This window comes from Volucribacter amazonae (genome assembly GCF_029783845.1).
Lineage (GTDB): Bacteria > Pseudomonadota > Gammaproteobacteria > Enterobacterales > Pasteurellaceae > Volucribacter > Volucribacter amazonae.
The window spans coordinates 1,120,431-1,144,116 of the sequence record NZ_LWID01000001.1 but is presented as its reverse complement, the minus strand read 5'-3'; the positions used below and the strand labels follow the sequence as shown (position 1 = coordinate 1,144,116).

Annotated in this window: 20 protein-coding genes and 2 tRNA genes; 13 read left to right on the top strand and 9 right to left on the bottom strand. The window is 38.3% G+C overall.

The annotated features are described in order from the left end of the window. Window positions 1–78: 78 nt before the first annotated feature. The 9 genes from rpoC (at window position 79) to fabG (ending at window position 11,420) form a co-directional block, all read left to right on the top strand. Window positions 79–4,329, top strand: a complete 4,251-nt coding sequence (rpoC, locus tag A6A20_RS05670; RefSeq protein ID WP_279572549.1) for a DNA-directed RNA polymerase subunit beta' — start codon at window positions 79–81, stop codon at window positions 4,327–4,329. A gap of 517 nt (window positions 4,330–4,846) precedes the next feature. Then, window positions 4,847–6,019 carry a Na+/H+ antiporter NhaA gene (gene nhaA, locus A6A20_RS05665; RefSeq protein WP_279572548.1) on the top strand — a complete coding sequence of 391 codons (1,173 nt, stop codon included), beginning with the start codon at window positions 4,847–4,849 and terminating at the stop codon, window positions 6,017–6,019. Between the two features lies 1 nt (window position 6,020). Continuing rightward, window positions 6,021–6,914, top strand: coding sequence for a transcriptional activator NhaR (nhaR, locus tag A6A20_RS05660; RefSeq protein ID WP_279572547.1), 894 nt, complete (start codon window positions 6,021–6,023; stop codon window positions 6,912–6,914). A gap of 64 nt (window positions 6,915–6,978) precedes the next feature. Further along, window positions 6,979–7,503 carry a 23S rRNA accumulation protein YceD gene (yceD, locus tag A6A20_RS05655; RefSeq protein ID WP_279572546.1) on the top strand — a complete coding sequence of 175 codons (525 nt, stop codon included), beginning with the start codon at window positions 6,979–6,981 and terminating at the stop codon, window positions 7,501–7,503. A gap of 17 nt (window positions 7,504–7,520) precedes the next feature. Then, window positions 7,521–7,691, top strand: coding sequence for a 50S ribosomal protein L32 (gene rpmF / locus A6A20_RS05650; protein WP_032108325.1), 171 nt, complete (start codon window positions 7,521–7,523; stop codon window positions 7,689–7,691). Window positions 7,692–7,717: 26 nt separating this feature from the next. After that, complete coding sequence (gene plsX / locus A6A20_RS05645) at window positions 7,718–8,743, top strand: phosphate acyltransferase PlsX (RefSeq protein ID WP_279572545.1); 1,026 nt, start codon at window positions 7,718–7,720, stop codon at window positions 8,741–8,743. Window positions 8,744–8,755: 12 nt separating this feature from the next. Continuing rightward, the gene (locus A6A20_RS05640; protein ID WP_279572544.1) at window positions 8,756–9,706 is read left to right on the top strand and encodes a beta-ketoacyl-ACP synthase III; all 951 of its coding nucleotides are present in this window, start codon (window positions 8,756–8,758) and stop codon (window positions 9,704–9,706) included. A 27-nt stretch (window positions 9,707–9,733) separates the two neighbouring features. Beyond that, complete coding sequence (gene fabD, locus A6A20_RS05635) at window positions 9,734–10,672, top strand: ACP S-malonyltransferase (RefSeq protein WP_279572543.1); 939 nt, start codon at window positions 9,734–9,736, stop codon at window positions 10,670–10,672. A gap of 19 nt (window positions 10,673–10,691) precedes the next feature. Beyond that, window positions 10,692–11,420: a 3-oxoacyl-ACP reductase FabG gene (gene fabG / locus A6A20_RS05630; protein ID WP_279572542.1), complete on the top strand. Its 729-nt coding sequence runs from the start codon at window positions 10,692–10,694 to the stop codon at window positions 11,418–11,420. Between the two features lie 85 nt (window positions 11,421–11,505). On the opposite strand, the gene A6A20_RS05625 is transcribed toward fabG, so the two are convergent. From A6A20_RS05625 to A6A20_RS05590, 8 genes are all read right to left on the bottom strand, one after another. Next, a complete protein-coding gene (locus A6A20_RS05625) occupies window positions 11,506–12,459 on the bottom strand; it encodes an AEC family transporter (RefSeq protein ID WP_279572541.1) in 954 nt (317 codons plus the stop codon). Window positions 12,460–12,511: 52 nt separating this feature from the next. Continuing rightward, entirely contained in the window at window positions 12,512–14,143 is a 1,632-nt protein-coding gene (locus A6A20_RS05620; protein WP_279572540.1) for an NAD-dependent malic enzyme, read from the bottom strand. 453 nt (window positions 14,144–14,596) lie between these two features. Continuing rightward, window positions 14,597–14,672, bottom strand: a tRNA-Asn gene (locus A6A20_RS05615). Between the two features lie 5 nt (window positions 14,673–14,677). Then, window positions 14,678–14,753: transfer RNA gene (locus A6A20_RS05610), tRNA-Phe, on the bottom strand. Between the two features lie 144 nt (window positions 14,754–14,897). Then, window positions 14,898–15,971 carry a membrane-bound lytic murein transglycosylase MltC gene (gene mltC / locus A6A20_RS05605; protein WP_279572539.1) on the bottom strand — a complete coding sequence of 358 codons (1,074 nt, stop codon included), beginning with the start codon at window positions 15,969–15,971 and terminating at the stop codon, window positions 14,898–14,900. Between the two features lie 3 nt (window positions 15,972–15,974). After that, entirely contained in the window at window positions 15,975–16,250 is a 276-nt protein-coding gene (locus A6A20_RS05600) for an oxidative damage protection protein (protein ID WP_279572538.1), read from the bottom strand. Window positions 16,251–16,291: 41 nt separating this feature from the next. Next, window positions 16,292–17,416 carry an A/G-specific adenine glycosylase gene (mutY, locus tag A6A20_RS05595; RefSeq protein ID WP_279573750.1) on the bottom strand — a complete coding sequence of 375 codons (1,125 nt, stop codon included), beginning with the start codon at window positions 17,414–17,416 and terminating at the stop codon, window positions 16,292–16,294. Window positions 17,417–17,667: 251 nt separating this feature from the next. Further along, window positions 17,668–19,707, bottom strand: a complete 2,040-nt coding sequence (locus A6A20_RS05590; RefSeq protein ID WP_279572537.1) for a TonB-dependent siderophore receptor — start codon at window positions 19,705–19,707, stop codon at window positions 17,668–17,670. A 265-nt stretch (window positions 19,708–19,972) separates the two neighbouring features. Here A6A20_RS05590 and trmB point away from each other — a divergent pair, with 265 nt between their 5' ends. The 3 genes from trmB (at window position 19,973) to copM (ending at window position 21,651) form a co-directional block, all read left to right on the top strand. After that, window positions 19,973–20,722: a tRNA (guanosine(46)-N7)-methyltransferase TrmB gene (gene trmB, locus A6A20_RS05585; RefSeq protein ID WP_279572536.1), complete on the top strand. Its 750-nt coding sequence runs from the start codon at window positions 19,973–19,975 to the stop codon at window positions 20,720–20,722. 19 nt (window positions 20,723–20,741) lie between these two features. Then, window positions 20,742–21,083 carry a YggL family protein gene (locus A6A20_RS05580; RefSeq protein WP_279572535.1) on the top strand — a complete coding sequence of 114 codons (342 nt, stop codon included), beginning with the start codon at window positions 20,742–20,744 and terminating at the stop codon, window positions 21,081–21,083. 211 nt (window positions 21,084–21,294) lie between these two features. After that, window positions 21,295–21,651 carry a CopM family metallochaperone gene (copM, locus tag A6A20_RS05575; RefSeq protein WP_279572534.1) on the top strand — a complete coding sequence of 119 codons (357 nt, stop codon included), beginning with the start codon at window positions 21,295–21,297 and terminating at the stop codon, window positions 21,649–21,651. A 47-nt stretch (window positions 21,652–21,698) separates the two neighbouring features. Here copM and A6A20_RS05570 read toward each other — a convergent pair whose 3' ends face one another. Continuing rightward, window positions 21,699–23,177 carry a subtype B tannase gene (locus A6A20_RS05570; RefSeq protein ID WP_279572533.1) on the bottom strand — a complete coding sequence of 493 codons (1,479 nt, stop codon included), beginning with the start codon at window positions 23,175–23,177 and terminating at the stop codon, window positions 21,699–21,701. A gap of 230 nt (window positions 23,178–23,407) precedes the next feature. On the opposite strand from A6A20_RS05570, the gene A6A20_RS05565 reads away from it, so the two are divergent. Beyond that, window positions 23,408–23,671, top strand: coding sequence for a DinI-like family protein (locus tag A6A20_RS05565; RefSeq protein WP_279572532.1), 264 nt, complete (start codon window positions 23,408–23,410; stop codon window positions 23,669–23,671). Window positions 23,672–23,686 lie beyond the last annotated feature (15 nt).

Here is a 23,686-nt window from a genome sequence, read left to right as displayed (position 1 = left end):
CAAGTGCGGTGAGTTTTTAAAAAATTTTTTAAATTTTGACCGCACTTGAATTAGTTTAACTCCGACGGGAGCAAATCAGTGAAAGACTTAGTGAAGTTTTTAAAAGCGCAAGCAAAATCAACAGAGGATTTTGATGCGATAAAAATCGGTTTAGCCTCTCCAGATACCATTCGTTCATGGTCATTTGGTGAAGTGAAAAAGCCTGAAACTATTAATTACCGTACCTTTAAACCAGAACGTGATGGTTTATTCTGTGCACGTATTTTTGGGCCAGTAAAAGATTATGAATGTTTATGTGGTAAATATAAACGTTTAAAACACCGCGGTGTGATTTGTGAAAAATGCGGTGTTGAGGTAACACAAGCCAAAGTACGTCGTGATCGTATGGGGCATATTGAACTTGCTTGTCCAGTTGCTCATATTTGGTTCTTAAAATCTTTACCGTCCCGTATTGGTTTATTATTAGATATGCCATTACGCGATATTGAACGTGTACTTTATTTTGAAAGCTATATTGTGATTGAACCGGGTATGACTGATTTAGAAAAAGGTCAGTTATTAACCGAAGAACAATTTGTTGATGCGGAAGATCGTTGGGCGGATGAATTTGATGCCAAAATGGGTGCAGAAGCTATCCAAGCCTTATTGCGTAATATGGATCTTGAGCATGAATGTGAAACTTTGCGCGAAGAATTACAAGAAACTAATTCTGAAACCAAGCGTAAAAAAATCACTAAACGCTTGAAATTATTAGAGGCCTTTATTCAATCAGGCAATAAACCTGAATGGATGGTATTAACAGTATTGCCTGTATTACCGCCAGATTTACGCCCATTAGTGCCGTTAGACGGTGGACGTTTTGCCACTTCAGATTTAAATGATCTTTATCGCCGTGTGATTAACCGAAATAACCGTTTAAAACGCTTATTGGATTTAATTGCACCAGATATTATTGTGCGTAATGAAAAACGTATGTTACAAGAGTCCGTTGATGCTTTATTAGATAATGGTCGTCGTGGTCGTGCGATTACAGGATCAAATAAACGTCCACTGAAGTCTTTGGCAGATATGATCAAGGGTAAACAAGGTCGTTTCCGTCAAAATCTCTTGGGTAAACGTGTTGACTATTCTGGTCGTTCTGTAATTACCGTTGGTCCATATTTACATTTGCACCAATGTGGATTACCGAAAAAAATGGCATTGGAATTATTCCGTCCATTTATTTATGCCAAATTAGAAAGTCGTGGTTTTGCGTCAACCATTAAAGCGGCGAAGAAAATGGTTGAGCGTGAAGATGCTGTAGTTTGGGATATTTTAGCGGAAGTTATTCGTGAACACCCAATTTTATTAAACCGTGCACCAACCTTGCACCGTTTAGGTATTCAGGCATTTGAACCTATCTTAATTGAGGGGAAAGCCATTCAATTGCACCCATTAGTTTGTGCGGCATTTAATGCGGACTTTGATGGTGACCAAATGGCGGTACATGTGCCATTAACTTTAGAAGCGCAATTAGAAGCTCGTGCGTTGATGATGTCAACCAATAACATTTTATCACCAGCCAATGGTGAGCCGATTATCGTACCTTCGCAAGACGTGGTATTGGGGCTTTATTATATGACCCGCGAAAAAGTGAATGCGAAAGGTGAAGGAATGTTATTGCAAGATCCGCGTGAAGCGGAAAAGGCTTACCGTACGGGGCAAGCAGAATTGCACGCAAGGGTCAAAGTACGTATTACGGAATACAATAAAAATGATGCAGGCGAATTTACTAGCGAAACTCGTTTAGTGGATACCACCATTGGGCGTGCCATTTTATGGATGATTGCGCCTAAAGGTATGCCATTTAGCTTATTCAACCAAACATTAGGTAAAAAGGCGATTTCAAAATTAATTAATGAAAGTTATCGCCGTTTGGGTATGAAACCAAGTGTTATTTTTGCTGACCAAATTATGTACACTGGTTTTGCTTATGCTGCGCGTTCTGGCTCATCAGTAGGTATTGATGATATGGTGATCCCAGAGAAAAAATATGAAATTATCTCTGCAGCGGAAGAAGAAGTAGCAGAAATCCAAGAGCAATTCCAGTCAGGTTTGGTTACTGCGGGCGAACGCTATAATAAAGTGATCGATATTTGGGCGGCTGCCAATGAGCGTGTAGCTAAAGCGATGATGGAAAATCTTTCTACGGAAGAAGTGATTAACCGTGATGGTTTACCAGAAAAACAAGCCTCATTTAATAGTATCTTTATGATGGCAGATTCAGGGGCGCGTGGTTCGGCAGCTCAGATTCGTCAGCTAGCGGGTATGCGTGGCTTGATGGCTCGTCCAGATGGCTCAATTATTGAAACCCCAATTACCGCAAACTTCCGTGAGGGATTAAACGTATTACAGTACTTTATTTCTACTCACGGTGCACGTAAAGGTTTGGCAGATACCGCATTAAAAACAGCGAACTCTGGTTATTTAACGCGTCGTCTCGTTGATGTGGCACAAGATCTCGTTATTATTGAAGAGGATTGTGGTACTCACGAAGGTATTACTATGACCCCATTAATTGAAGGGGGCGATGTTAAAGAAGCCTTGCGTGATCGTGTATTAGGTCGTGTTGCTGCGGAAGATATTTTAAAACCGGGTACTGAGGAAGTATTAATTCCACGTAATACCCTGCTTGATGAAAAACTTTGTGATCTGATTGACGCAAATTCGGTGGATAGCATTAAAGTACGTTCAGTGGTAACTTGTGATACGGACTTTGGGGTTTGTGCGAAATGTTATGGACGTGATCTTGCTCGCGGTCATCTCATTAACCAAGGTGAAGCCGTTGGGGTTATTGCCGCACAATCTATCGGTGAGCCGGGAACTCAGTTGACCATGCGTACCTTCCATATTGGTGGTGCAGCATCTGCGGCAGCGAAAGAATCAAGTGTACAGGTTAAAAATACAGGTACATTGAAATTAGCTAATGTAAAATTTGTTACCAATAAAGAAGATAAATTGGTCTTAACTTCACGTAATACAGAACTTACCATTGTTGATGCCTTTGGACGTACCAAAGAACATTATAAAGTCCCTTATGGTGCGGTATTAAGTAAAGGCGATGGACAGGAAGTTAATGCTGGCGAAACCGTTGCTAACTGGGATCCGCATACTATGCCAGTGGTATCAGAAGCCACAGGTTTTGTAAAATACGTTGATATTGTTGATGGTTTAACGGTTACACGTCAAACTGATGAACTTACTGGTTTGTCTTCTATTGTGGTACAAGATGTTGGGGAACGAGCAAGTTCAGGTAAAGATCTCCGCCCAGCGTTAAAATTAGTTGATGCCAAAGGTAACGATATTTTAATTCCGGGAACTGATGTTGCTGCTCAATATTTCTTACCGGGTAAAGCTATCGTTACTTTAGAAGATGGGGCTGAGGTAAGAATTGGTGATGCTTTAGCACGTATTCCACAAGAGTCAGTAGGAACGAAAGATATTACTGGTGGTCTTCCACGGGTTGCGGATCTGTTTGAAGCACGTAAACCGAAAGAAGCAGCAATTTTGGCTGAGATTTCAGGGGTTGTTTCCTTTGGTAAAGAAACTAAAGGGAAACGTCGTTTATTAATTACCCCAACTGAGGGTGATGTTTACGAAGAAATGATTCCAAAATGGCGTCAGCTTAACGTGTTTGAGGGCGAAATGGTACAACGTGGTGATTTAATCTCTGATGGTGCAGAAACGCCACATGATATTTTACGCTTACGTGGTGTACACGCTGTTACTGAATATATCGTTAATGAAGTCCAAGAAGTTTACCGCTTACAAGGGGTAAAAATTAACGATAAACATATTGAGGTTATTGTACGTCAAATGTTGCGTAAAGCCATTATTACTAATGCCTACGATAGTGAATTCTTAGAAGGCGAACAAGTTGAAGTGGCTCGCGTTAAGATTGTAAACCGTAAGCGTGCTGCTGAAGGTAAACCTCTGGTTGAGTTTGAACGTGAATTACTGGGTATTACTAAAGCTTCACTTGCAACAGAATCTTTCATCTCTGCAGCATCTTTCCAAGAGACAACACGTGTCTTGACAGAAGCAGCAGTGGCAGGTAAACGTGATGAATTACGTGGTTTGAAAGAAAACGTGATTGTTGGTCGTTTAATTCCAGCAGGTACAGGTTTTGCTTACCATCAAGGTCGAGCCAAAGATCGTATGGTTGGTAATACTAAAGTTGCAATTTCTGATGAAGAAGTAGAAGATTTCTTAAATGAAAATGCAGCGGAAATCGCAGCTAATAACTTAACTGAAATGTTAAATATGGCAGCAGAAGAAACTGAGGAATAAGAATCTGTTTTGCTTTAATTAAGAAAGACCTAGCTTAGCTAGGTTTTTTTATAGTCGTTTCATTTATAAAATAATACAGCGTTGGTACGCCTTGTCTTATTTTAAAGAGGGACGACTATAAAAATTTTTGAAAAACACACCGCACTTTTAGTCACACAATACTTTTTCTTGAGCTAAGAGAAATTGATAGCCTTATAAAAAATCAGCATTACCATAAAGGTAATGCTGATTTATAATTGTCCCACTTTAACATACGCTTTGTATTAGTTTAAATTGAAGCGACTATATATTAATTTTGTGATCCAGCTCAAAGATAACAAATTTTATTTGTTGAAACCTAATTATTATTCATATAATCTTGTTATGTGTTCGTTTTAATTTGAAATAAGATAAGAGAGTAAGGAGATTCAATGTCATATTATTTCAAAGTAGAACGACTATATATTAAAAATTTTTAACTATTTATGTTTAATATCATAGTTTATATGGCGTAAATTTTTTATTAAGAGGAACTTGTATGTTAGAAAATACTAAAAAATTTTTCCAGTCGGAGTCAGCTAGCGGAATATTACTGCTTACTTTTGCGTTGTTAGCAATTATTTTTGCTAATACAGGCTTTAATACTGTTTATTTTGCTTTCCTTAATATCCCTGTTAGTGTGCAATTTGGTGCATTTTCTATTGATAAAACCCTTATCCATTGGATTAATGATGGCTTTATGGCGGTGTTTTTTCTGTTGGTTGGTATGGAAGTGAAGAAAGAATTGTTAAAAGGATCACTATCAAGCTATCAACAAGCAATTTTTCCTGCCATTGCAGCGATTGGGGGGATGGTAATACCAGGAATGGTTTATTATTCAATTACCAGTGTAGAACCGAGCTTACAAGGCGGTTGGGCAATTCCTATGGCAACAGATATTGCTTTTGCTGTTGGAATTGTGGCTTTATTAGGTAAACGTGTGCCATTGGCGTTAAAAGTTTTTTTATTAGCTTTAGCCATTATTGATGATTTAGGGGCAATAGTGATTATTGCTTTATTCTTTTCTTCAGGATTAGATACCTTATCTTTAGTAATTGCGGCATGTGCCATAGCTGTACTAGTTATTATGAATCGTTATAAGGTTTCTTCGCTATGTGCTTATATGGTAGTGGGGTTAGTACTTTGGGCCGCTGTATTAAAATCTGGTGTCCATGCAACCTTAGCAGGGGTAATTTTAGGTTTTTGTATTCCGTTAAAGGGAAAAAATGGTGAGAAACCGTTGCAAGACTTTGAACATATTTTAGCACCTTGGTGTTCATTCTTTGTTTTGCCTTTATTTGCATTTGCTAATGCAGGGGTTTATTTGGGTAATATTAATTTAGCAATGTTGACTTCTCCGTTACCATTGGGGATTGCATTAGGCTTGTTACTAGGTAAGCCTTTAGGTGTATTTGGTTTTAGTTTTTTATCAGTGAAATTAGGAATTGCGAAATTACCGCAAGGGGTTAATTTTACTCAAATTTTTGCCGTAGCGGTGCTTTGTGGTATTGGTTTTACGATGTCAATGTTTTTAGCAGGATTGGCTTTTGGCGATGAGGCAGGGGATACCATTAATACCTTATCACGTTTAGGCATTTTATTAGGTTCTTCATTATCAGCGGTGATTGGTTATTTCTTATTGAAATCTTGTACCAATAAAGTGAGTGAATAATATGCCACTTAACTTTAATCAACTCTATTATTTCTGGTTGGTATGTAAAAGCGGCTCGGTTAGCCAAGCCGCTCAACGTTTATCGCTAACCTCACAGGCAATAACTAGTCAAATTAGAGCGTTAGAAAACCGATTCAATGGGAAATTATTTAAACGACAAGGACGGGGTATTGAGCCTACTGAACTCGGAAAAATAGTGTTTCGTTATTGTGAGAAAATGTTTGCTTTGAGCCAAGAAATGCTTGAAATTCTTGATTCGCATCAAGATCAGTATTTATCGTTTGATGTTGGTGTAGCTGATGCTTTATCAAAACCATTAGTTAGCCAAATTTTGCAAAAAACGCAACAGCAAAATAATCGAATAAAATTGCGTTGCTTTGAATCAACCCATGAATTGTTATTAGAACAATTGTCTCAACATCAAATTGATATGTTTCTTTCCGATTGTCCAGTGGATTCAGCCCAGCAGGAAGGGATTTACTCAATTAAATTAGGGGAATCTCCTCTCAGTTTTTTTGCTTTATCCCCCAATATTGAAAGGCCTTTCCCCTATTGTTTAGAAGATAACCCAATGTTACTACCTAGTGCTAAAACTGCATTAGGGCGTAAATTACAATCTTGGATAAATATCAAAGGGCTACATATTCAAGTTATCGGTGAGTTTGATGATGCGGCATTAATGAAAGCCTTTGCGCTATCACAAAATGCTATTTTGGTTTTACCTTCTATTTGTCGCAAGGAGCGAGAAAATTTAGTAGAGATAGGACAAACGAAAGAAATAAGCGAATCCTATTATGCGATTTTTGTTGAACGAGTGATTCAACACCCTGCGGTAAAGGCTATCTGTTCTGAAGATTTTAGTGATTTGTTTTGTTTACAAGATTTATCAAACTAAAAATCGTGAAATTTTTATAATTTCCTTTGACTATTTTGTCCGCTAAGGGTAATATTCTCGCCCTATGCAGAAGGTAAAATTACCCTTAACCGTTGATCCGGTTAAAGACGCTCAACGAAGATTAGATTATGTGGGTTATTACGCACAGGATCAACTCGTACGTTTAACTGAATCAGTAAGTCAAGTGCTCAGTAATGTGCAGGTGACTTTGTCGTTTTTTATTGATCCACAAAAATTGGTGGTAATGGAAGGAAAAGCAAGCGTTGATGTAGAGTTAGTTTGTCAACGTTGTCAACAACCTATGGTTAAGACTTTAACCGCGGCGTTTTGTTATAGCCCCGTTGCTAATTTGGATCAAATTGATGTATTGCCTGAAATTTATGAGCCAATAGAGTTTAATGAGTTTGGTGAAATAGATTTAATTGGTACTATTGAAGACGAGTTAATTCTTACGTTGCCGTTAGTGCCAATGCATGAAACTGAACACTGTGAAGTGTCCGTGGCGGAGCAAGTTTTTGGTCAATTGCCAGAAGAGCTGGCAAATAAACCGAATCCCTTCGCTGTATTAGCTAGTTTGAAGCAGAAGTAAATTTAGGAGTATAGCCAATGGCTGTTCAACAGAATAAAAAATCTCGTTCACGTCGTGATATGCGTCGTTCGCATGATGCTTTAACCACAGCTGCGTTATCAGTAGATAAAGCAAGTGGTGAAACCCATTTACGCCACCACGTTACCGCTGATGGTTACTATCGCGGTCGTAAGGTTATCAATAAATAATTATTGATTTCCTCATAGGTGATCATTTGAGCCGTCTAACCCTTGCGTTAGATGTGATGGGCGGGGACTTTGGTCCCCGTATTACTATCCCTGCATCTATTTTGGCGTTGGAGCAAGATCCAACGTTGGAACTCTTATTATTTGGCGATAGCCAACAAATTACCCCATTACTGCAAAATAGCCCAATATCAATTCAACAACGCTTACATATTTGTCATTGTCAGCGTGAAATTAATAATCAACAAGGTTTATCTTATGCTTTGCGACATAGTAAAGGGAGTTCTATGCGGTTAGCTATTGAAGCGGTACAAAAGGGTGATGCCAAGGCTTGTGTAAGTGCAGGTAATACCGCTGCATTAATGGGCTTGGCAAAAGTGTTACTTCCCTCTTTACCCGGGATAGATCGTCCAGCTTTATTATCGCTTATTCCAACTATCAATAATGGTTGTTCAGTGATGCTTGATTTAGGTGCAAATATTGAATGTCGTGCTGAAAACCTTTACCAATTTGCATTAATGGGCGCAATTTTTGCAGAAAATACCTTAAATATAATGTATCCTCGTATTGCCTTATTGAATATTGGAATTGAGGAAATTAAGGGTTATAAATCTATTCGTGATGCAGCCCATTTAATTGAAGGAAATGCAAATTTACAATATGTTGGTTTTATTGAAGGAAATTTATTATTAAATGGTGTTGCTGACGTCATAGTATCTGATGGCTTTAATGGTAATATTGCCTTAAAAACCTTAGAGGGAGCAATGATGAACTTAATGTCTGTGTTGAAAGAACGCTCTTTCTTTGCTTATCCTCGTTTAAATAGAATGGTAAGTTGGTTAGTTAAACGCTTTTTCAATAACAGTTACCAACGATTAGCCCATTTTAATCCTGAACAATATAATGGTGCATCACTCATTGGTTTAAATGCAGTGGTAGTGAAAGCACATGGCTCATCTACGGTGAATAGCTTTGTTTATGCGATTAAAGACGCAGCATTGCAAGCACGTCAAGCTATCCCGAATAAAATATTAATTGGTTTAGAAAAAAACTAATAAGTAGAGATTATGTATAGCAAAATATTAGCTACTGGTTGTTATTTACCAGCAAAAATCAGGACAAATACTGATTTAGAAAAAATGGTTGATACCTCTGATGAATGGATCACACAACGTAGTGGCATTAAACAACGCCGTATTGCCACTGAGCATGAAACGGTGGCGACTATGGGAGCAGAGGCGGCTAAACAATGCCTTGAAATGGCACAATTACAGGCAGATGAAATTGATTTAATTGTGGTGGCGACCACGACAAATTCGCATGCTTATCCGAGTGCGGCTTGTCAAATTCAAGGTTTATTAAATATTCAAGATGCTATTGCTTTTGATTTGGCAGCGGCTTGTACTGGCTTTGTTTATGCGTTAAGTGTGGCGGATCAATTTATTCGTACAGGTAAAGTCCGTAATGCCTTAGTGATAGGTTCTGATTTAAACTCTCGTCATTTAGATCCACAGGATCGTAGTACTTTGGTATTATTTGGCGATGGTGCAGGAGCGGTTATTTTAACGGCAAGCGAACAACAAGGCATTATTTCCACCCATTTACACGCTTCCGCAGAAAAAAGCGAAATGTTAATGTTACCGCAAGCAGAACCTGAGCATAACCAGTCTGGCTATATTGTGATGCAAGGTAATGAAACTTTTAAATTAGCAGTGCGAGAACTCTCCAACGTGGTGGAAGAAACTTTAGCTGAAAATCAACTAGATAAAAAAGAAATTGATTGGTTAATACCACATCAAGCGAACTTGCGAATTATCGCCGCTACTGCGAAAAAATTAGCTATGCCAATGTCGCAAGTGGTGGTAACTTTAGATCAATTTGGTAATACCAGTGCAGCAAGTATTCCCACTGCATTAGATATTGCTGTGCGTGATGGGCGTATTCAGCGTGGGCAATTGTTATTATTAGAAGGTTTTGGTGGAGGCTGGACTTGGGGGTCTGCCTTAGTGCGTTTTTAATGATTTAAGCATAATTTAGGATATAAAATGAAAAAATTTGCAATGGTTTTTCCGGGACAAGGTTCGCAATCAGTGGCAATGTTAGCGGAGTTAGCAACACACTTTCCCTTGGTAGAACAAACCTTTAAAGAAGCCTCAGAGGTTTTAGGTTATGATTTATGGCAATTAACACAACAAGGTCCAGCGGAAGAATTGAATAAAACGTGGCGAACTCAGCCCGCACTTTTAGCGGCTTCGGTAGCTATTTATCGTGTATGGCAACAACAATATCCACAGTTACAACCAACGTTAATGGCTGGGCATAGTTTAGGCGAATATTCAGCGTTAGTTTGTGCGGGTGTATTGAATTTTCAAGATGCTATTCAATTAGTAGAATTACGCGGAAAATTAATGCAACAGGCTGTACCAGAAGGGACAGGAGCAATGTATGCCATTATCGGTTTAGATAATGACAGTATTATTAAGGCTTGTGAGCAAAGTGCAGAAGGTGAAGTGGTATCAGCAGTGAACTTTAACTCACCGGGACAAGTGGTCATCGCAGGGAATAAAGCGGCGGTAGAACGTGCAGCGGCGGCTTGTAAAGCGGCAGGGGCAAAGCGTGCTTTACCTTTAGCGGTTAGTGTGCCTTCCCATTGTGCGTTAATGAAACCTGCGGCAGATCAGCTAGCGGTATCTTTAGACAGTGTTGCCTTTAAAACGCCACTTGTGCCAGTGATAAATAACGTTGATGTTAAAGCAGAGAATGAAAGCGAAGCTATACGTCAAGCACTCGTTCGCCAATTATATAGCCCCGTACGCTGGACAGAAACTGTTGAAAAAATGAATGCACAAGGTATTGAATACCTTGTTGAGGTCGGACCGGGCAAAGTATTAATGGGCTTAACCAAAAGAATTTGTGATAATTTACAGGCAACAGCAGTTAATGATAGTGCTTCATTAGCAGCGGTAGAACAATTATTAGCTTAATCAATTTAGAGGAAAGATAATGCAAGGTAAAATCGCTTTAGTAACAGGAGCAACACGTGGAATTGGTAAAGCCATAGCACAGGAATTGGCAGCTAAAGGTGCAACCGTCATTGGCACAGCCACTTCTCAGCAAGGGGCAGAAACCATTTCAGCCTATTTAGGCGAGCAAGGTTGTGGTATGGTGCTAAATGTAACAGAGATAGAAAGCATTAATCAGCTATTAGCAAAAATTAAACAACAATATGGCGAGATTGATATTTTAGTGAATAATGCTGGTATTACACGTGATAATTTATTAATGCGTATGAAAGATGAAGAATGGTTTGATATTATGCAAACCAATTTAACCTCGGTTTATCATTTATCTAAAGCCATGTTGCGTAGTATGATGAAAAAACGCTATGGCAGAATTATTAATATTGGCTCAGTAGTTGGTTCAATGGGAAATCTGGGGCAAAGTAATTACTGTGCTGCCAAAGCAGGTTTAATCGGTTTTAGTAAAGCCTTAGCGAAAGAAGTTGCCTCAAGAGGCATTACTGTCAATGTGGTTGCACCGGGTTTTATTGCAACGGATATGACAGAAGTCTTAAATAACGAACAAAAAGACAGTATTCTTGCTAACGTACCAGCAGGACGTTTAGGTGAAGCACAGGATATTGCCAAAGCTGTGGCATTTTTAGCCTCTGATGATGCAGGTTATATTACTGGCACAACATTACATGTTAATGGCGGTTTATATATGAGTTAATCGCAAAGTGCGGTGTGATTTACAAAAATTTTATCCCTTTAATTGAATAATTAAAGGGATTTTTTATTAGGACATTTCTTATTTGCTACAAAAACTGCAATAACCCATCAACAATCGGCACAACGATAATAAACAATACAGTGCTGGCAGTGACTACATTGGTGGCAAAAGGTACATCGCCTTTGGCTTCGTTAGCTAAAATCGGTAATACCGCTAACGCAGAAACCGCAGATTGAATGATTAAAGTTTGTTCCTCAAGATAATTTAATGGGAAATAATTTCTGCCCAGTAAGATCACAGCAAACATAATCAATGGCGATAACACAAATTTACCGACTAATGCCCCTACTGTATCTTTATCAAAGCGAATGCTCGCTAGTCCTGCTCGATATAAGGTAAGACCGATATATAACAGAGATAATGGTGTAACAGTTGCACCGATATATTGAAGCGAAGAAAAAATAAATTTAGGTACAGGTATGCTAGTAAACAAGAAAATTAATGCTACTAAAAACCCCATTAATGGTGCAGGCAATAATTTATGCCAATCAAAATGGTGTTTTTTATTTTGCTTTTCCATACTATCAATACTGATCAAATAGACCCCAAAAGTCCAAGTAGAGATGGTATTCAGTACATAGTACACCAAAAAATAAGGCATACTGACTTCGCCAAATAACGCTACGTTAAGGGGTAAACCAATAAAGATAGTATTCGCATTCACAATGGTATTAATAAAAACACCACGCCGTCCTGACCGCACTTTTAGTACATTGACAAGTAACCAAGCTAGCACATAGCCAATAATAATGGCGATTGCACCATAAACTAATCCCTCGGAAAGAGAAAGTAATTTATCTAAGCTAAGGTAATTTAGCACAGCAGTAAAAATTGAGGCTGGCAGGGCAATATTCATTATCCATTTGGAAATATTTTCAGCAAAATCAGTAGAAAAATATTGTTTATACCCAAGCAGAAAACCAAGGCTGATTAATAGAATAATGGATAGTACACTTTCTATGGCAGTTAAAAAGACCATTTAATAACTCCTTAAAAAGAGCAGAGGACATTGCCCTCTGTCTTTTCCCTCATTATTTGTCTTCTGAACCATAAACTGGTTGCCACATTTGTTCGTGTACAGTTTGAATCCAATCATCGGATTGTTTTGTTGCCACGCCGTCAGCTACCGCTTGTTTCGCCACAGCCACCGCCACCGTTGCAGAGGAAGCTCTTAAATTTGCTACTGGTGGTAAAATGGCTGCTCCTAAGGTTGAAGCATTGACCTGTGATGCTACCGCCTCTGCGGCTGCCTGCAACATATTGTCTGTTACCTGTTTTGCCCCAGAAACAATTACCCCTAACCCTAATCCTGGGTATAGCAAGGCATTATTACCTTGTCCAATTTCATAGCCCACACCATTATATTGTACAGGTTCAACAGGAATACCCGTGGCAATCAAGGCTTTTCCTTTCGTCCAAGGCACAAGATCCGCAGGCATCGCTTCAATTTTTTCTGTTGGATTAGATAATGGCAGAATAATTGGACGTTCACAGCCTTCGGCTAAGGCCTCAATCACTTGTTGGGTAAACGCACCGTGATCCGTTGAAGTACCGATTAAAATGGTTGGTTTTACACGTTTTACCGTTTCTAATAGGCTATCGCCTGAATGTCCTTCTGCCTGAGGACGTGCATAGGCTTGTTGATAGTCTGGTAAGTTTTCCATTTGTTCACTGACTAAACCATTCACATCAATTAACCAAATTTGTGATTTAGCCTGCTCAGCAGAAAGCCCTTCACGCACCATAGCGGCGTGGATCTGATCCGCCATACCCGTACCCGCCGTACCTGCGCCATAGACTAATAAACGTTGTTCAGCAAAACCTTGCCCTTTCGCTTTTAACCCTGCAATAACTGCTGACATCACAATCGCACCAGTGCCTTGCATATCATCATTGAAAATACGATATTGATCACGATATTGCATTAAAATACGGCGAGCATTACCTGCCCCAAAATCTTCAAAATGCAATAACGCATTTGGGAATAATTCTGCCGCGGTTTTTAAATAAGCTGCAATAAAATCATCATAGCGTTGCCCACGTACACGAGAATGACGGTTACCGAGATAATCAGGATCGTTTAATAATTGTTCATTATTTGTACCCACATCAAGGTTTACCGCAATCACACGTTCAGGGTGAATACCTGCGGCAGCGGTATAAACAGCCAGTTTACCCACCGAAATATCAGTACCGTTCACACCCCAGTCACCAATGCCCAAAATCGCTTCAGCATCAGAACAAACAATAAGATCAACATCATCTTTGCCTAATCCAAGGCTTTCAAAAGCGGTTTTAATGTCTTCAGGGTGATCAATGGAAAGATACACTGCTCTGCTACGGCGATAATCACGACTCCATTTTTTAATTGCCTCACCAATGGTTGGGTCGTAAACTACAGGCAACATTTCCGCTAAATGATCTACCAATAAACGGTAATAAAGCACTTCATTACGATTATGTAGTTGATCAAGGAAAATATATTTATCAAGGTTTTTAGTGTAGGAGGAAAATTGGCGGTAAGCACGTTGTGCTTGTTGGTCTAAGGTTTCTACAGAGGAAGGCAAACGCCCAATTAAACCGTATTTTTTCCGTTCTTCATAACTAAAAGCAGTACCTTTGTTAGTGAGCGGATTGGTCATGATTTCTGGTTTATGACTCATATTTTACCCCTTAATTAAGATTGAGTTGAAACATTAAGAATAACGACTGTTTAAAATCTAAACTCCCGCGGGGGGGGGTATTTTAATATGGAAAAAAGTTAAATAGCAAGATGATTTACTTAACTTCAGTAAAAATATTAGGATAGTATGAGATTAGTCCTAAATCTCAGTATATTCTTTAAAAAATACAGGAAAATATTTGTAGTCAATATTATTGATATAGTTTTGCTTTACAGTAAAGAAAGGAGAATGATGAAGATAAATGTAATGGAAATGAGTGTAAATATAAAGAGGGGTTTAGCAAGCCTTAAATACTATGTTTATAAAGGATGCTTCAAATAAAAAGATTTGTTAGTAATTTTAAGAAATAATGATTAGCAACTATCTTGGCCATACATACTTTACAGAGCAAAAAACCCTTAACCAAGGATGTTTAAGGGCTTTTCTTAAATTTGGCTCCTCCTGCTGGACTTGAACCAGCGACATATGGATTAACAGTCCACCGTTCTACCGACTGAACTAAGGAGGAAGAGATGGTGCCTCGAGGCGGAATCGAACCACCGACACGGGGATTTTCAATCCCCTGCTCTACCGACTGAGCTATCGAGGCGTTACGCTCATCGCGTCAACGGGGCGTATTAAACCGTTTTTTCGCATTTAAGTCAACAGCTATTTTAAAAATATTGTGTTTTTTTGTTTGACTGCGTGCTTTATATTCAATACGCATAAATTTAACCCGATTTCCGTTTAAATTTTAACGGCGAACACGATAAGTTTTCTGGGCACTATCTACCTTAACCAAATAATTTCTTGCCTGTGATGACGGGTGATTAGTGGTTAAAATACGATAAACTTGTTCAGGATAAAGACGATTAATTTTATCAATCGCCGTCGCTTTATCTTGATCAAATACTCGCAATACTGCACCCGCCCCGCTATTATAAGCCGAAATCATCGCAAAACGTTTGGCGGTTGGATCGGTAATACCATCAAGATATTTATTTTGTAAAATCCATAAATAATGCACACCAGCATCAATATTTTTAGCAGGATCAAATAAATAACTTTTTGAGGGTTGCCCTGACATACCTTTTTCGCGGAAAATATCTCGTCCCGCCGTATGTGGCACAACCTGCATTAATCCCATGGCATTCGCATAACTAATGGCATAAGGGTTGAAACTTGATTCCGTTTGCATAATGGCTAATACCAAGCTTTCATCAATGCCATATCGGCGAGCAGATTTACGCACCATAGGTAAATATTTTTGAGCCCGTACGGCAACATGATTAGCAATCATTGGAATAGTAACAAATTGAACATTATGCCCATTATTTAATCGTCTAGTTTGCAATTTATTTTGGATAAGATAATTAGCAAAATTATTTGCTACCGTTACGTTGCTAATTGATCCACCAAGATGATCAATAACCTGACCAACTAAGAAAGGACGAGAACTGATAGGCACATCACCATCAGCAAAGAGATCAATACCATTTGCATCAGACCCCATTAATAATGTATGCACAATCGCATTACGTAAACGATCCAAGTTTGCTTGGGTTTCTATGGTAATGACCCCTTCATCAAAGCTGACATGACTGCGTGTGGTATAACCATCGGTATATTTCACATAGTCTTTACGGCTTGCTACCAATAATTCATTCACGCCCCAAATACGGTCAATATTATGGGAAAATTGCCCAGTTAAAATATCTAACCCTCTCGTATCCTTAATAAAGGCCTCATCAAAGGGATCAACGGATTTATTTGAACTACTACAAGCAAAAAGAAAAGGCACTATCGCCCATGCAAGATATTTTTTCATAACTTATTTTTCTGATGGTGGAACATAACCTTCAATATGTACATCTTTTCCTTCAAACAAAAAACTTACCATTTCTCGCTCAAGTAATTGGCGATGTTCTACATTCATCATATTGAGTTTTTTTTCATTTACTAGCATTGTTTGCTTTTTCAGCCACTCGCTCCAGGCTTGTTTACTGATAGAATCAAAAATACGTTTTCCAAGTTCTCCAGGATAAAGCTGAAAATCCAAGCCTTCTGCCTCTTGTTTTAAATACTCACAAAAAACGGTTCTTGCCATAATACCCTCTCGTTTAAATGATGAATAAAAAATTCCACAACTTAACTAAAATTAAGTTTATGTTGTTGAAATTGACATAATAAATTTTTCACTGGTGTGGCTAATCCTATCGGTTCAGGATTATCAGGATCATACCAATATTTAAGTTCAGTGCCTACCTGAGATTTATATTTCGCCGTTTTTTCTGCAATTTTTCGCCAATCTGTACGCTCTTGTTGCTCAATAGGTGGGGTTAATTGTGCATAAATTGGGTAAATATCTAAATGAAAGTGGCTAAATGTATGACGAAAACTTGTCCATTCTTGATAATGCTTTATACCTTGCTGCTGCAAAAAAGCCAATAATTCATCTTTGCTCTCAAATTGCGGAAAACAATATAATCCCCCCCATAAACCTTGATTAGGACGTTGTTGTAAATACACTTTACCTTGTTGAGCCAATACTAAAAAATAGCTAGTACGCTCTGGCAAAGATTTTTTGGGTTTCTTACCCGGATAACGTTGCCAATCTTGCTCTCCATAAGCCTGACATTGAAAACTTAATGGACAAAGACCGCACTTAGGTTTACTACGAGTACAGACCATTGCCCCAATATCCATCATTGCCTGATTAAAATCGGCAATCCGTTCACGAGGGCTAACTTCCGCACTTAACGCCCATAATTGCTGTTCTACAGCTTTTTCCCCTGCCCAACCAACAATGGCAAAATAACGGGATAACACCCGTTTTACATTGCCATCTAAAATCGGGTAGGGCTGATTTAATACCGAAGATAATATCGCTCCCGCTGTACTACGCCCAATCCCCGGTAATGCCACCACCTCAGCAAAGTCTGTTGGAAATGCCCCTTGATATTGATCTCGCACAATCTGAGCGGTTTTATGCAAATTTCTTGCTCTCGCATAATAACCTAACCCCGTCCATAAATGTAACACTTCATCTAAAGGAGCATTAGCCAGCTCACTAATAGTAGGAAAGCGCTTTATAAAGCGTTCAAAATAGGGAATAACCGTAGCCACTTGGGTTTGCTGTAACATAATTTCAGATAACCAAACCTTATAGAGATTTTTTTGTTGTTGCCAAGGCAAATGTTTACGACCAAATTGGTCAAACCAAGCTAATACAGCCTGAGCAAAAGGGGCTGACACAGAAGATTGAGCGAGCATAATAAAATAACAGCAAAATAATAATAGTGGGCAAGTGTAGCATAAAGGCAAAGCCAGCACCTACTGTTTATTTTACCTCTTATTATATAGTCGTTTCAATTTAAAATGAGGCAAGGCGATACGCCGAAGACAGTACAAGTAGTACGGCGAGGCGTACCAACACTGTATCATTTTAAAGTGGAACGACTATACTTATAAACAGAAAAATAGCCAGTGATAAACTGGCTATTGTGTTTTATTAATCTAACGAATTAGAACGTATAATTTACCCCAACAGTGAAATTTCTACCTATGCCAGGTAAGGTATCGCCACGTTGAGTATGCGGATAATAGAATTTATTGAACGCATTATTAAGCGAAACATTGACATTCATATCATCATTATTGAAAGGTTTCCAGTTAAGATAAAAATCATGTACTGTATAACCATTACGTTCTACTTCTGTAGTATCACGCACTAATACTGATCCTTTAGCATCTTGTACCGTACGATTACGCCAACCTAATTCAAGATTCGGTTGAGTAAAGCGATAAGCTAAACCAGCTGTCCAAGTTCTTCCCACTTGCACTGCGAACTCAGGGTTGGCACTAAGTAAATTATCAGGGTGAGTATCATAAATTCTCGGTTTACTTTGTGCTACCCCAACTCGTGCAGTAAAGCCGTTATATTCGTAAGAAGCACTTAATTCATAGCCATGATTTTTAATATAACCCGCATTTACCGTTTCTCTTACTCTAACACCCGCCACTTGATGTCGGTCTTGCGGATTGGCTAACGCATCATTAATTTTTTGCCAGAAGTAACTTCCTGCTAAAGTAAAACCTGCATATTTATAGTTAAAGCCTAATTCTGTGTTGCGAGCCCGCTCGGCGACTGTACCATCAGCAATAGAGATTACCCCTCTTTTACCATGGGTCATTAAGGCATCATATAAACGTGGGCTACGAGAAGCATAGTTATGATTGATGTTAAAACTTAAATTTTCTAATGGCATCCAAATTAACCCAAAACTTGGATTAAAGCGTCCATCAGAAACAGATTTACCGTCCATTGCTTTAAGGTTAAAGTAATCGTAACGCAATCCTCCCGTTAAAATAAAATCACTAATAGAATGAATAACCTCAACATAATTACCTACATCGGTTTTTTTCGGTTCAGTTAATGAGTAATTAGGTAATAAGAAAGCATGAGGAATAATTTTTTGATCACGATAATTCACCCCATATTTAATGAGAGTATTTTGTCCTAATGGAGAATCAAGATTAATATTAAAGCCACGAGTATTAATTTTGGTAGTAGTTGGACCTTCTACGTTACCGCAATAGCCACAACCACTGTCGTCAGCAGAATAGCGTTTATTTTGCATAAAATACGCATTGGCAGTTAATTCACTAATAAAGCCTAATTCTTTGGCTGTCCATTCTAGATTGGTATTGGTTAAAGTGGTTTCACGATAGGCGGGTGATTGACGAGCAAGGGTTAGTCTTGGTCCACCGATAGCAAATTCTTCACGAACTAAACGTACTCCTCGGTGTTGGTCGCTTAAATGGCTTAAAACAAAACGATGATTAGCAAAAGTTGCCCCTAATTTGATTAAATAACTGCGTTTATCTAACGCACTATAGGGTACCGTACCCCCCCCCTCAAAGTTCTCAAATCCCTTGCCAGGCTTGTAATCATGGTCATTGATACGATTAAAGGAAATTAACGCATCAAAATGCCCAGCCTTACCAAAAACCGTTGCACCATAAGAATAACCATCATTGCTTGCATAACCTGTATTTAATTTAAAACCATAATCACGCTGGCTATTGGCAAGCAAATCTAATGCATCAACGGTTTTGGCGATAATTGCCCCATTGGTTGCCCCAATCCCTGCACTGGCTGCACCGGCCCCTTTTTGTACAGAAATACTTTTTAATAAAGAAGGGTCAATAATAAAACGCCCTTGATGATAAAGAATTTGGCTATCAGAATAAGCATTATCCACTTTAATATCTACGGAGTTTTGCCCCATTCCACGAATGGTTAAAAATTGAGAAGTCCCGTTACCACCGCCAAAATCAATAGACGGTTCTTTCGCTAATACTGTACGCATATCGGTTGCCGTTCCCTCGTCCATTTCTGGCAAAGTAACAATATCCGTTTCTACTTTTGTACCCTGGTGTGCCGAAATCACGATTTCGTCAAGTGTAACGGTATTTGAATTTTGCTCAGCTAACAAAGATGAACTTGCTAATGTGCCTAGCACTATTAAACTAATAGAAGTAAGCCTAAATTTTGTAGACATATTCATTTTCCTTTAGGTTATCCATAAAAAAGCGGTAATATTTACCGCAACCAAACATACGTTTACAACGAAACGTAAATTAACTTTATCATTTAACTCAAATTAATACAAATGATATTTATTATCATTAGTCACATATCTCATTTAATCGGTTTCCTAAAAGTGCGGTCAGTTTTTGCAAATTTTTTGTTTCTTATCCAGCTTTCCCTTCAATAAAAAAATCCTTATAATCATCAATTTCATTAATGCTAATCACAAAAATATTATGAATAAACAACAAACCACTTTTGCTGAGCGTAAACGTAAAACCGTTGAAGTGGCAGAATTTACCGCTGATGGACGGTATAAACGTAAGGTGCGTAGCTTTGTTTTACGTACAGGGCGATTGAGTGAGTTGCAAAAAAATGCGATGAATAGCCACTGGCAAACTTATGGGTTAGAACATCAATCCTCTCACTTTAATTTCCAGCAAATTTTCGCTAATGATAACCCTGTTATTTTGGAAATCGGTTTTGGTATGGGCAAATCCTTAGTAGAAATGGCAAAGCAAAATCCTAACAACAATTATTTGGGAATTGAAGTCCATACGCCCGGTGTTGGGGCTTGTATTGCGTATGCCGTAGAACAAAATGTTAAAAATTTACGGGTTATTTGCCACGATGCCACTGAAATTCTGCGTGATTGCATTGCTCCTGAAAGTCTAGCGGGATTACAACTTTTCTTCCCTGATCCTTGGCAAAAAAGCAAACATCATAAAAGACGTATTGTTCAACCTGACTTTATTCAGCAAATTATCTCGGCATTACAACCTCAAGGCTTTATTCATATGGCAACAGATTGGCAAAATTATGCTGAATATATGTTAGAGGTGTTGCAACAAAATCCGAATATTAACAATCAGTCGCCGAATAATGATTATATTCCTCGCCCTGCCTCTCGCCCTTTAACCAAATTTGAACAACGTGGGCAAAAATTAGGGCATGGCGTGTGGGATCTCTATTTTATTAAAACCTAAGCAATAATAAGGAAAAAATATGGCTACTAAACATAATAAAAGACAACGCAAAAAATTGCATCTTGCTGAATACCAAGAATTTGGTTTTTTAGTTAATTGGCAATTTGCGGAAGGCACTTCCATTGAGCAAATTGATGAAACGGTCGATCGTTTTATTGAAGAAGTAATCAAACCGAACCAATTAGCTTACGAAGGTAGCGGTTACTTACATTGGGAAGGTTTGGTTTGCTTAGAACAAACAGGAAAATGTGATGAATCCCATCGGCAATTGGTTAAACAATGGCTAGAAAATAACGGATTACAACAAATTGAAATCAGTGAATTATTTGATATTTGGTGGGATTTACCCAATAAATTATAGTTTTTTTAAATAAGACAAGGCGTGCCAACGCTGTATTATTTTAAAGTAGGACGACTTATAAAATAATTTTATTTCTCACCGCACTTCAATGCCAGTTAATCTTCAAAAACTGGCATTTCTTTGCTTTATTTTGAACTAATTAATATTTCTTGCTGTCATAACCCTTGTGATAACTTCATCACAGCGTTTATATTTTTATTTGGAGAAATCTATGAAAAAATTTGCAGTAATTTTGCTGACCGGTTTACTCAGTAGCACATTTGCCATTGCCGCCAATAACCACCATCATCATAATCACAACCAACCGAACACCGAATTTGGTCAAGCCTATCTTTCCTCAATGACCGAAATGCACCACGATATGGAACAAGCCGCCTTTGCACAAAATCCCGATATTTCTTTTGCACAAGGTATGATTGCACATCATCAAGGTGCAATAGAAATGGCAAAAATTCAATTAAAGTATGGCAAAGATCCTGAAATGCGTAAACTCGCCGAACAAATTATTCAGGCTCAAGAACCTGAAATTAAGCAAATGGAAGATTGGTTAAAACAACAGGCTAAATAATTCTACATAAAATTAGACCGCACTTTTGTGCGGCCTAATCATTTTGCTTATTGACTTATCTGTTTAATCCAAGCAAACAATTCCTCTAAATCATAATCTCCACTATGCGGACGATCCCAAGCTAACGCAAAATCCACTTGATAGCCTTGGTTTTGCAATGATGTGGCTAAAATAACAGGAATGGCTAAACTGGTATCGCTGTCTTTTGTGCCATGACGAATCCGCCAAAATTGTGCATTGGTTTGCGTATTATTTAAATAATTAAGGGGGTTCATCAGTTTCACCACGTCCTGATCCGCTTGCTGACTATCGGCAATCAAGCTATGTTGTTGAGAATAAGGCGTAAAATGACGCTTATCTATACTTGCCGTACCAAATAACTGATTTTCGCCACTACTTAAATCTAACGCATCAAATGCAGGTGGCGTTTTCATACGCCCCATATAGTGCAAATAAGCGTTAAAATCAAGATCGGTAACTTTGCCCTTTTCAATTTGCAGCCAGCTAAATTGACTTAAATCCTTACCTTGTGATAATGCCGTTTGAGCAGAACGCAATACATAAGATTTTACATATTGCTGAAAACTACCTTGCCCTTGTTTATCTAAACTTAATAGATTGCCCTGTTCATCGGTCAGCGCAAGGCTATTAAGATAAGCAGGAAATTGCTGTTTTAATTGAGCGGAAACTTGAATTTGTTGATTATCTAATGTACCCAGCACTTCTTTGCGTTGCACATTATAATCCAACATACTCACATCAATTTTTTTGTAATCATTAATGCCATTAAATTGCCATTCATACGCCATATCTGCGTGTTCAAGATTAGTAATTGGACAATAGGCGGATACCGCAAAAATACGATCACTGGCATTCGCCGCCCCTAATGCTTGCAAATAAGGTTCATAATCTTGATTATCGCCCGTTGCACCAAGCAAAGCAGAAACCGCCCCGCCTGCACTCGTTCCATTAGAAATAATTTTATTGGCATCACCCGGCATAATTGAATCATTAAAATGCAAATAACGCACCGCTGCTTTTAAATCCACAATCACTGCGGGTGCTTTCCCTGTATATTCGCCCTGTGTATTTTGAGTAGTACGCCCTCTTGCCCCCGGCGAAGCGACAATTAAGCCCTGTTCCAAGGCTGCTGCTACCGTTTTTGCTGCTTGTCCAGCAAAGCCTTGTGCTTCACTTGTCGCAGTAGCAGGTTTCGCGGGCATATAACCACCGACTTGATTAGGTAAAAAAATCGGTGCATTTTCTGCATTATATTGCCCGATACTTTTCCCTTCAAAATAAGCCTCTGGAATATAAATATTCATAATTTGATAATTAGTATCCACAGGATTGCTTACATACACAATATTTTCATAAGCACGAATCGCCATTGATTTGCCATTTACCGTAATGGTTTGAGATTTATATTGCTGTGGATCAAAGATAAGATCCTGACTAGCAAATACCGCCGTTGAGGTTAAACAAGTGGCTAAACTCAACACTTTAGCCCATTTTTTACTACACATAAATTTCTCCTAAAAATAATTGAAAAAATGACCGCACTTTAATTAAGTCCACTATGATTAAGACAATCTCTAAATAAAAACATTGTCAATAAAACACAAAATTTGTTCAAAGTAAAGCAAAGTGAAATCAAAACCACTGATAATAATTACAGTTATTTTGCTGGATATATTGACAGGCATTTTTAATTATTTATAATACTGTACAAACAAACAGTAAGCAGGAGCATTATATGAAAAAGATTGATATTCGTTTTGCCAAAGAAAGAGACAGTAAAAAAGCCATTATGCAAGACAAAGTGATTGCCCGATTACAACAAGTGCTACCCGAACGCATTGCTACAAAATTTGACGATGTCTATGTCCGAATCCGCATATCTACCTCACAAGGCTTTGATCTTAGCGGTTTTTCTAGTACAGAAAAAGAAAAAATGCTCGAGTTCTTAGAGGAAATTTGGAACGATAGCACTATTCTTGATGATTTATTTGAGGATTAATCAAAACAAATGGGC

Coding starts and splice junctions, on each gene's coding strand:
- mltC (WP_279572539.1), bottom strand. CDS start 15,971: ATGAAAAAATATCTTGCATGGGCGATAGTGCCTTTTCTTTTTGCTTGT.
- trmB (WP_279572536.1), top strand. CDS start 19,973: ATGAATAAACAACAAACCACTTTTGCTGAGCGTAAACGTAAAACCGTT.
- A6A20_RS05590 (WP_279572537.1), bottom strand. CDS start 19,707: ATGTCTACAAAATTTAGGCTTACTTCTATTAGTTTAATAGTGCTAGGC.
- mutY (WP_279573750.1), bottom strand. CDS start 17,416: ATGCTCGCTCAATCTTCTGTGTCAGCCCCTTTTGCTCAGGCTGTATTA.
- A6A20_RS05640 (WP_279572544.1), top strand. CDS start 8,756: ATGTATAGCAAAATATTAGCTACTGGTTGTTATTTACCAGCAAAAATC.
- A6A20_RS05600 (WP_279572538.1), bottom strand. CDS start 16,250: ATGGCAAGAACCGTTTTTTGTGAGTATTTAAAACAAGAGGCAGAAGGC.
- A6A20_RS05625 (WP_279572541.1), bottom strand. CDS start 12,459: ATGGTCTTTTTAACTGCCATAGAAAGTGTACTATCCATTATTCTATTA.
- nhaR (WP_279572547.1), top strand. CDS start 6,021: ATGCCACTTAACTTTAATCAACTCTATTATTTCTGGTTGGTATGTAAA.
- fabG (WP_279572542.1), top strand. CDS start 10,692: ATGCAAGGTAAAATCGCTTTAGTAACAGGAGCAACACGTGGAATTGGT.
- rpmF (WP_032108325.1), top strand. CDS start 7,521: ATGGCTGTTCAACAGAATAAAAAATCTCGTTCACGTCGTGATATGCGT.
- A6A20_RS05565 (WP_279572532.1), top strand. CDS start 23,408: ATGAAAAAGATTGATATTCGTTTTGCCAAAGAAAGAGACAGTAAAAAA.
- A6A20_RS05570 (WP_279572533.1), bottom strand. CDS start 23,177: ATGTGTAGTAAAAAATGGGCTAAAGTGTTGAGTTTAGCCACTTGTTTA.
- A6A20_RS05620 (WP_279572540.1), bottom strand. CDS start 14,143: ATGAGTCATAAACCAGAAATCATGACCAATCCGCTCACTAACAAAGGT.
- A6A20_RS05580 (WP_279572535.1), top strand. CDS start 20,742: ATGGCTACTAAACATAATAAAAGACAACGCAAAAAATTGCATCTTGCT.
- yceD (WP_279572546.1), top strand. CDS start 6,979: ATGCAGAAGGTAAAATTACCCTTAACCGTTGATCCGGTTAAAGACGCT.
- nhaA (WP_279572548.1), top strand. CDS start 4,847: ATGTTAGAAAATACTAAAAAATTTTTCCAGTCGGAGTCAGCTAGCGGA.
- fabD (WP_279572543.1), top strand. CDS start 9,734: ATGAAAAAATTTGCAATGGTTTTTCCGGGACAAGGTTCGCAATCAGTG.
- copM (WP_279572534.1), top strand. CDS start 21,295: ATGAAAAAATTTGCAGTAATTTTGCTGACCGGTTTACTCAGTAGCACA.